We start from the raw sequence: 6,867 nt of genomic DNA on the forward strand, positions 1-6,867 counted from the left end.
CGCCTCGCCCCGGACCACAACACCCCGGCCGGACCCGGCCCGGGAACGGCGGAAGGGGCGGACCGGCCGGTCCGCCCCTTCCGCACGGGTCGCTACGTCTGCTGGTCGAAGCCCAGCTTGCGCAGCTGCTTGGGGTCGCGCTGCCAGTCCTTGGCCACACGCACCCGCAGGTCGAGGAACACCCGCTGGCCCAACAGGCCCTCGATCTGCTTGCGGGCCCGTGAGCCCACGTCGCGCAGGCGCGAGCCCTTCGAGCCGATGACGATGGCCTTCTGGCTGGGGCGCTCCACGTACAGCGACGCGTAGATGTCCACCAGCTCCTTGCCCGGCCGGGTGTTCTCCCGCTGGAACATCTCGTCCACGACCACGGCGATGGAGTGCGGCAGCTCGTCGCGCACGCCCTCCAGTGCGGCCTCGCGGACCAGCTCCGCCACGAGCATCTCGTCCGGCTCGTCGGTCAGGTCGCCGTCCGGGTACAGCGGCGGCCCCTCCGGCAGGTGCGAGGACAGCACGTCGGTGACGGTGTCGAGCTGGAACGCGCCCTGCGCGGACACCGGGACGATGTCGGCCCAGTCGCCCAGCTCGTCCACCGCCATCAGGTGCTTGCCCACGGCCTCCTTGTCGACCAGGTCGGTCTTGGTGACCAGGGCGACCACCGGGGTGTTGCGCTGTTCCGCCAGCTCCTTGGCGATGTAGGTGTCGCCCCGGCCGATCGGCTCGTTCGCGGGCAGGCAGAAGGCGATCACGTCCACCTCGACCAGGGTGGACCGCACCAGCGAGTCCAGCCTCTCGCCCAGCAGGGTGCGGGGCTTGTGCAGGCCCGGGGTGTCCACGATGATCAGCTGGGAACCGGGCCGGTGGACGATACCGCGCACCGTGCGCCGCGTGGTCTGCGGCCGGTTGCTGGTGATCGCCACCTTCTGCCCGACCAGCGCGTTCATCAGCGTGGACTTGCCCACGTTCGGGCGGCCCACGAAGCAGGCGAAGCCGCTGCGGAAACCCTCCGGGTGGGAGGGGGCCGGCAGCGGGACGCGCAGCTTCTCGAGGTCGAGGTCGTTCATGGGTCCTTCTCAGCGCCGGGTGATGCTCGCGGGCACCCCGTCAGGGGCGGCGATCACCACCACCTGGGTCTTCAGGTCGTCCGCCACCGCGCGGTCGTCCTCGGTCAGTTCCTTGGCCTCGGTGACGACCACCGCGGCCTCCAGCGCGGAGGCCTCGCTGGAGGCGGCCGCGGCCACGGCCGCCTGGAGCGCCGTCAGCCGGAGGGAGGGCAGCGACACCGTCGTGGCCACGTACGTGCGTCCCGTCTCGTCGCGCACCGCAGCGCCCTCCGCCGCCGCGTTGCGGGCCCGGGAGGCCCGCGCGAGGGTGATGAGCTTGCCGTCCTCGGGGCCGAGCCCCGTCGTCTCCGTCACTGGTCCGTGCTCCTTACGTCCTCGTTGCGGCCCCGGTCGTCCGGCGCCCCGGCCCCCTCTTCGGGCAGTCGCTCCACCAGGACCGTGGTCATCCGGTTGCGGCGGCTGCTCTTGCCCTCCAGGGTGAGCCTCAGTCCAGCGTATTCGGCCCGGGCCCCGCCGACCGGCACCCGGCCCAGCACGAACGCCACGAGTCCGCCGACGGTCTCCACGTCGGGCACGTCGAGGTCCTGGTCGGGAAAGAGCTCGTCGAGCTCGCCCAGGGGCAGGCGGGCCGTCACCCGCACACTGCCGTCGTCCAGCCAGACCACCGGCGGGATCTCGTGGTCGTACTCGTCGGTGATCTCCCCGACGATCTCCTCCACGATGTCCTCCAGCGTGACCAGCCCGGCCGTTCCGCCGTACTCGTCGATGGCCACCGCGACGTGGTTGCGCTGCTGCTGCATCTCGCGGAGCAGCTCGTCGATGGGCTTGGTGTCGGGCACGTAGGACGCCGTGCGCATCACGTCGCCGGCGGTGAGCGGCACCTCCGCCCCGGCACTGCCCGCGGACGCCGCCCAGCGGTCGCGGAGCTGGTCCACCAGGTCCTTGAGGTAGACGATGCCGACGACGTCGTCCTCGTCCTCGCCGGTCACGGGGATGCGCGAGTACCCGCTCCCCAGCGCCAGGGTGAGGACCGCGTCGGCGTCGGCGTCGCGGCTCGTGAACACGATGTCGGGGCGGGGCACCATGACCTCGCGCACGGAGGTGTCGTCGAGTTTGAAGACGGAGTGGATCATCTGCCGCTCCTCGGCGTCGATCACCTCCCCCTGCTCCGCCAGGTCGACCAGCTGGCGCAGCTCCACCTCGGTGCTGAACGGCCCCTCGCGGTCGCCCTTGCCCCGCGGCGTGATCGCGCGCCCCGCGCCCACCAGGAGCTGGGCGAGCGGACCCACCACGACCTGGACCGGGTAGACCACCGCCGCGCTCGCGCGGGCGAACTGCCCGGCGAACTGGCGGCCGAGGATGCGCGGTGCTATGGCGATCAGCACGGATTCCACGACGACCATCGCCACCGCGGTCAGCAGCAGGGCGGGCCACCCCAGCCCCAGGAGGAACACCATCCCCATGGCCGCCGCGATGACCGCGCACACCTCGCACACCACGCGCAGGAACAGCAGCGCGTTGAGGTGGCGCGTCGGGTCGGCGGCGACCCTGCCCCAGCGGCGGTCGGCCCTGGCCGCCCGCTCCGGACCGGTCGCCTCGGGAAGGCCCACCGACATGACTCGCGTGATGGCGACCTCCGCCGCCACCAGGAACCCGGCCACCGCGGTCAGCACCAGCGCGATCACGAAGGCGGTGATCCACTCGGCGGGCTCCCCCGTGGTCATGGGGGCGACGTCGGGCCACATCAGGGGTCTCATCAGGAGCTCTCGTCCTTCGCGGACCCGGCGGACTCCCGCTCACGCCAGGCGGCGAGGATCTCGCCCTGGAGGCCGAACATCTCCTTGTGCTCCTCCGGTTCGGCGTGGTCGTAGCCCAGCAGGTGGAGGATGCCGTGGGTGCAGAGCAGGTCGATCTCCGCCTGTGTGCTGTGCCCGGCCTTCTCGGCCTGGCGCTCGGCCACCTGCGGACAGATGATCACGTCACCGAGGACGCCGGGCTCGCTGGTGCGCCCCGGGCCGCCGGGGCGCAGCTCGTCCATCGGGAAGGAGAGCACGTCGGTGGGGCCCGGTTCGTCCATCCACCGCACGTGCAGGTCGGTCATCGGCCCCTCGTCCACCAGCACGACGGACAGCTCGGCCAGGGGGTGGACGCGCATGGCGTCGAGCACGTGCCGGGCCAGGCGGGAGAGTCGCTCCTCGTCCACTGCGGTGACGCCGGACTCGTTGGCGACGTCGATACTCATCGGTTGCGGCTGCCTCACTTGGAATCGTCGCGGCCGGGCGGCGCGCCCGGCCGGTGGGTGCGCCGTCTGCGGCCCTCACCCGGGACACCCGAACCGGTGGGCCCGCATGCTCACGGACCCACCGGTGCGAACGCCGTACTACCTCAGTCTGCCCGCTCCCCGGGGCGGGTGCTCCCCGTCCCCGGGTCCGTCGGGGTGTCGGAGGGCTCGTCGCGCGGGGACGGGCCCCGGTCGCGGGCGCCCCCGGCGCGGCGGCGGCCCCCCCTGCGGTCGCCCTGACGGTCGTTCTGGACGGCGTCGTAACGCCCGTAGGCGTCGACGATCTTGCCGACGAGCTTGTGCCTGACGACGTCCTCGCTGGTGAGCCGGCAGAAGGCGATGTCGTCGATGTCACTCAGGATCGTCTCGATGGTCCGCAGCCCGCTGGCCTGCCCGCCGGGCAGGTCCACCTGGGTGACGTCACCGGTGACCACGATCCTGGAGCCGAAGCCCAGGCGCGTCAGGAACATCTTCATCTGCTCGGGCGAGGTGTTCTGCGCCTCGTCCAGGATGATGAAGGAGTCGTTCAGGGTCCGGCCCCGCATGTACGCCAGGGGCGCGACCTCGATCGTCCCGGCGGCCATCAGCTTGGGGATGGAATCGGGGTCGAGCATGTCGTGCAGGGCGTCGTAGAGGGGACGCAGGTAGGGGTCGATCTTGTCGTAGAGCGTGCCCGGCAGGAAGCCCAGCCGCTCACCGGCCTCCACCGCGGGACGGGTGAGGATGATCCGGTTGACCTCTTTGTCCTGGAGCGCCTTGACCGCCTTGGCCATGGCCAGGTAGGTCTTGCCGGTGCCCGCCGGGCCGATGCCGAACACCACGGTGCTGCGGTCGATGGTGTCGACGTAGCGCTTCTGGTTGAGCGTCTTGGGCCGGATGGTCTTGCCGCGGTTGGACAGGATGTTGGTCGTGAGCACGTCCGCGGGCCGCTCCGAACCGGGCGCCGCCAGCATGTGGACCATGCGCTCGATGGTGTCGGGGGTGACGTGCGTGCCGCTCTTGGCGAGTTCGATCAGCTCCTCGACGAGACGGACCACCACGGCGGTCTCCTCGGGGGTCCCGCTGATGGTGAACTCGTTGCCTCGGACGTGGATGTCGCTCTCGAAGGCCCGCTCCAACGCCCTGAGGAGTTCGTCCCCCGAGCCCAGCAGGCTGATCATCGTGTGCTCGTCGGGCACCACGACCTTGACCTGAGTGTCCCGTCGCGGGTGCGTGTGCGTTGTCTCGGCCATGGTGTGGCCTTGCGGCCGCTGTCCTACCCTTCGCTCGGGCGCCGCCCGCCTGGACGGGCGCGGCGTCTCCTGGACGACTCCGGCACCGTGCGGGGCGCCGGGCGGGGCTCCGCGCCGGTGTTCCACAGGAGTCCCACCGGGCTCTGGAAGCCCACACCCCGAGTCTACCAAGGCGTCCCCGCCCCGCTCGATGGGTTATTCGGCGCCTGTGGACGGGGCCGCGCGGGGCCTGACGGGGCCGGTTCCGGCAGCGGCCGGGCGCGGGTCCCGGGCGGTCCGGGCCCGCGCCCTGTCCGGAACGGTCCGGGGCCCGGGACCGGCCCCTACCCGGGGGGCCAGTTGAGGCCGCGGCCGCCCAGGAGGTGGCCGTGGAGGTGGAAGACCGTCTGCCCGGCCCCGCTGCCGGTGTTGAACACCAGGCGGTACCCGGTGTCGGCGACGCCCTCGGCCACGGCGACCTCGTGTGCGTCCCGGACGATCTCGTCCAGCAGCCCGGCGCCGGCGGCGGCAGCGGCGGCGGCGTCGGGGTGGTGGTCGCGCGGGACGACCAGCACGTGCGTGGGCGCCTGGGGGTTGATGTCGCGGAAGGCGAGGGTCCGCTCGCCCTCCCGGACGATCTCGGCGGGCACCTCCCCCTTCACGATCTTGCAGAAGAGGCAGTCCTCATGGGCCATCGCGAACCTCCGTGGTGTGTTCGCGGCCGCCGGAACGGCCGCCGTCTGGGGGTTGTCCCGGACCATGATGCCGCAGGTCGGCGCCGGGCGGCCCATCCCGGGAAGGCCGCCGGCCGCGGTCCGGGAGCCCGTTCGGCAACGGCCTCCGTCCCAGGCGCGATAGGCTTTCCACCCGTGCGCGTCGGGTCGTCGGAAACGTCCGCCCCGGCCCGGTACCCACGTGTTCGGAATGAAACGCGCGTCTACCTGGAAAAGAAGAGGTATGCCCTTTCGTAAACCCCGCGACAAGGGTGTGCGTCGAACTGACGTGACGACAGAAACCATGGTGGCCGGAGCCCCCACGGCCCCGCTCTCGGTGGAGTGGGACGCCGACCACGCCGTGACGGAGCTCTACAGGGAGCACTACCGTCCGCTCGTTCGGCTCGCATCCCTTCTCGTCCGCGACCACGCGACCGCGGAGGAAGTCGTTCAGGACTCGTTCGTCGCGATGCACGGCGCCTGGCGCCGGCTGCGCGATCCGAACAAGGCCCTGTCCTACCTCCGCCAGGCGGTGGTGAACAAGGCCCGGTCCGTGCTCCGCCACCGGGCGGTGGTGGAGAAGCACGCCCCCAAGGCCCTCCCCGACGCCCCCAGTGCCGAACACGGCGCCCTGAACCTGTTGGAGCGGGAGGCGGTCATCCGTGCCCTGCGCAAACTACCCACCCGTCAGCGAGAGGCCATCGTGCTCCGGTACTACGGCGACCTGTCAGAGGCTCAGATCGCGGACGCCATGGGGATCAGCCGGGGCGCGGTGAAGAGCCACACGTCCCGTGGCATCTCCTCGCTCCGCTCTGTTCTGGAGCAGACGACATGACCGGTCCGACAGATCCGACCGACGACGCCTTCGAGGACCGGCTGCGCCAGGTCCTCATGGCCGAGGCGAGCACGGTGGAGCCCTCTCCGGAGGCCCTGAACCTGATCCGCGAGCGCACCGAGCGCAACCGCGGCTTCGCCTGGTTCGGCCTGCCCTGGCTACGACCGGTGGCGGCGGTGGCGGGGGCCGTGATGATCGCCGCCTCCGTGGTCGTGTCCAGCCCCCAGGTCCGCGACCAGGTGCTGGAGTTCGTCCCGGCGGGGGCCGATCGCCACGGCGCCCCTCCCGAGCACGACGCGGACGGCGGCGGCGTGGCCGCCCCCGACCCGTCCTCCGACTCCACCGAGGGGAGCACGCAGCAGCCGGCGGAGCCGCCTCGGGACCCCGAGAGCTCACCCAGCTCCGGCGCGGACGAGGACCCGGCCGAGGAGGGCGTCGAGACCGCGTCCACCTGCTCTCCCCCCGCGGACGGGCCGGCGCCCTCCCCCAGCGCCTCCGCGGAGGAGAAGGACGGCGGCGCCACCGCCTCCGAGGAGGAGTGCGACCCGAGCGAGGAGCCGACCGACGGCGAGGCCGGCGGCGGTGACGAGAGCGGCAGCGGCGGTGGCGGGGAGGCCCCCGGCGCCGGCGGCGGGGACGAGGGGGCCGGCGGCGGCGGTGAGGAGACCTCCGGCGGCGGTTCCGGCAGCACCGGCGGCGACGCCACCAGCAACCGGGCCGTGCCCGGGGAGTGACACGCGGGCCCGGTGCGCCGGGTCCGACGACG

General features: G+C 72.4%; 8 protein-coding genes. 2 read left to right on the forward strand and 6 right to left on the reverse strand.

Annotated features, from left to right (window positions below):
* Positions 1-92: 92 nt before the first annotated feature.
* From era to ACWGL3_RS29965, 6 genes are all read right to left on the reverse strand, one after another.
* Positions 93-1,061 (reverse strand): GTPase Era, encoded by a 969-nt coding sequence (gene era, locus ACWGL3_RS29940; protein WP_267945978.1) that lies wholly within the window; start codon positions 1,059-1,061, stop codon positions 93-95.
* Positions 1,062-1,070: 9 nt separating this feature from the next.
* Positions 1,071-1,415, reverse strand: a complete 345-nt coding sequence (locus ACWGL3_RS29945) for a cytidine deaminase (protein WP_267945979.1) — start codon at positions 1,413-1,415, stop codon at positions 1,071-1,073.
* A complete protein-coding gene (locus tag ACWGL3_RS29950) occupies positions 1,412-2,818 on the reverse strand; it encodes a hemolysin family protein (RefSeq protein ID WP_344180844.1) in 1,407 nt (468 codons plus the stop codon). The genes ACWGL3_RS29945 and ACWGL3_RS29950 overlap by 4 nt, the downstream gene beginning before the upstream one ends.
* Positions 2,818-3,303, reverse strand: a complete 486-nt coding sequence (gene ybeY / locus ACWGL3_RS29955; protein ID WP_267945981.1) for an rRNA maturation RNase YbeY — start codon at positions 3,301-3,303, stop codon at positions 2,818-2,820. The genes ACWGL3_RS29950 and ybeY overlap by 1 nt, the downstream gene beginning before the upstream one ends.
* A 143-nt stretch (positions 3,304-3,446) precedes the next feature.
* Positions 3,447-4,574, reverse strand: coding sequence for a PhoH family protein (locus ACWGL3_RS29960; protein ID WP_452462070.1), 1,128 nt, complete (start codon positions 4,572-4,574; stop codon positions 3,447-3,449).
* 323 nt (positions 4,575-4,897) lie between these two features.
* The gene (locus ACWGL3_RS29965) at positions 4,898-5,248 is read right to left on the reverse strand and encodes a histidine triad nucleotide-binding protein (RefSeq protein WP_452462071.1); all 351 of its coding nucleotides are present in this window, start codon (positions 5,246-5,248) and stop codon (positions 4,898-4,900) included.
* Positions 5,249-5,570: 322 nt separating this feature from the next.
* On the opposite strand from ACWGL3_RS29965, the gene ACWGL3_RS29970 reads away from it, so the two are divergent.
* Both ACWGL3_RS29970 and ACWGL3_RS29975 read left to right on the forward strand, forming a co-directional pair.
* Positions 5,571-6,101, forward strand: coding sequence for a SigE family RNA polymerase sigma factor (locus ACWGL3_RS29970; RefSeq protein WP_267950473.1), 531 nt, complete (start codon positions 5,571-5,573; stop codon positions 6,099-6,101).
* Entirely contained in the window at positions 6,098-6,835 is a 738-nt protein-coding gene (locus ACWGL3_RS29975; protein WP_452462072.1) for a hypothetical protein, read from the forward strand. The genes ACWGL3_RS29970 and ACWGL3_RS29975 overlap by 4 nt, the downstream gene beginning before the upstream one ends.
* Positions 6,836-6,867 lie beyond the last annotated feature (32 nt).

The organism is Nocardiopsis sp. NPDC055824, assembly GCF_053616335.1.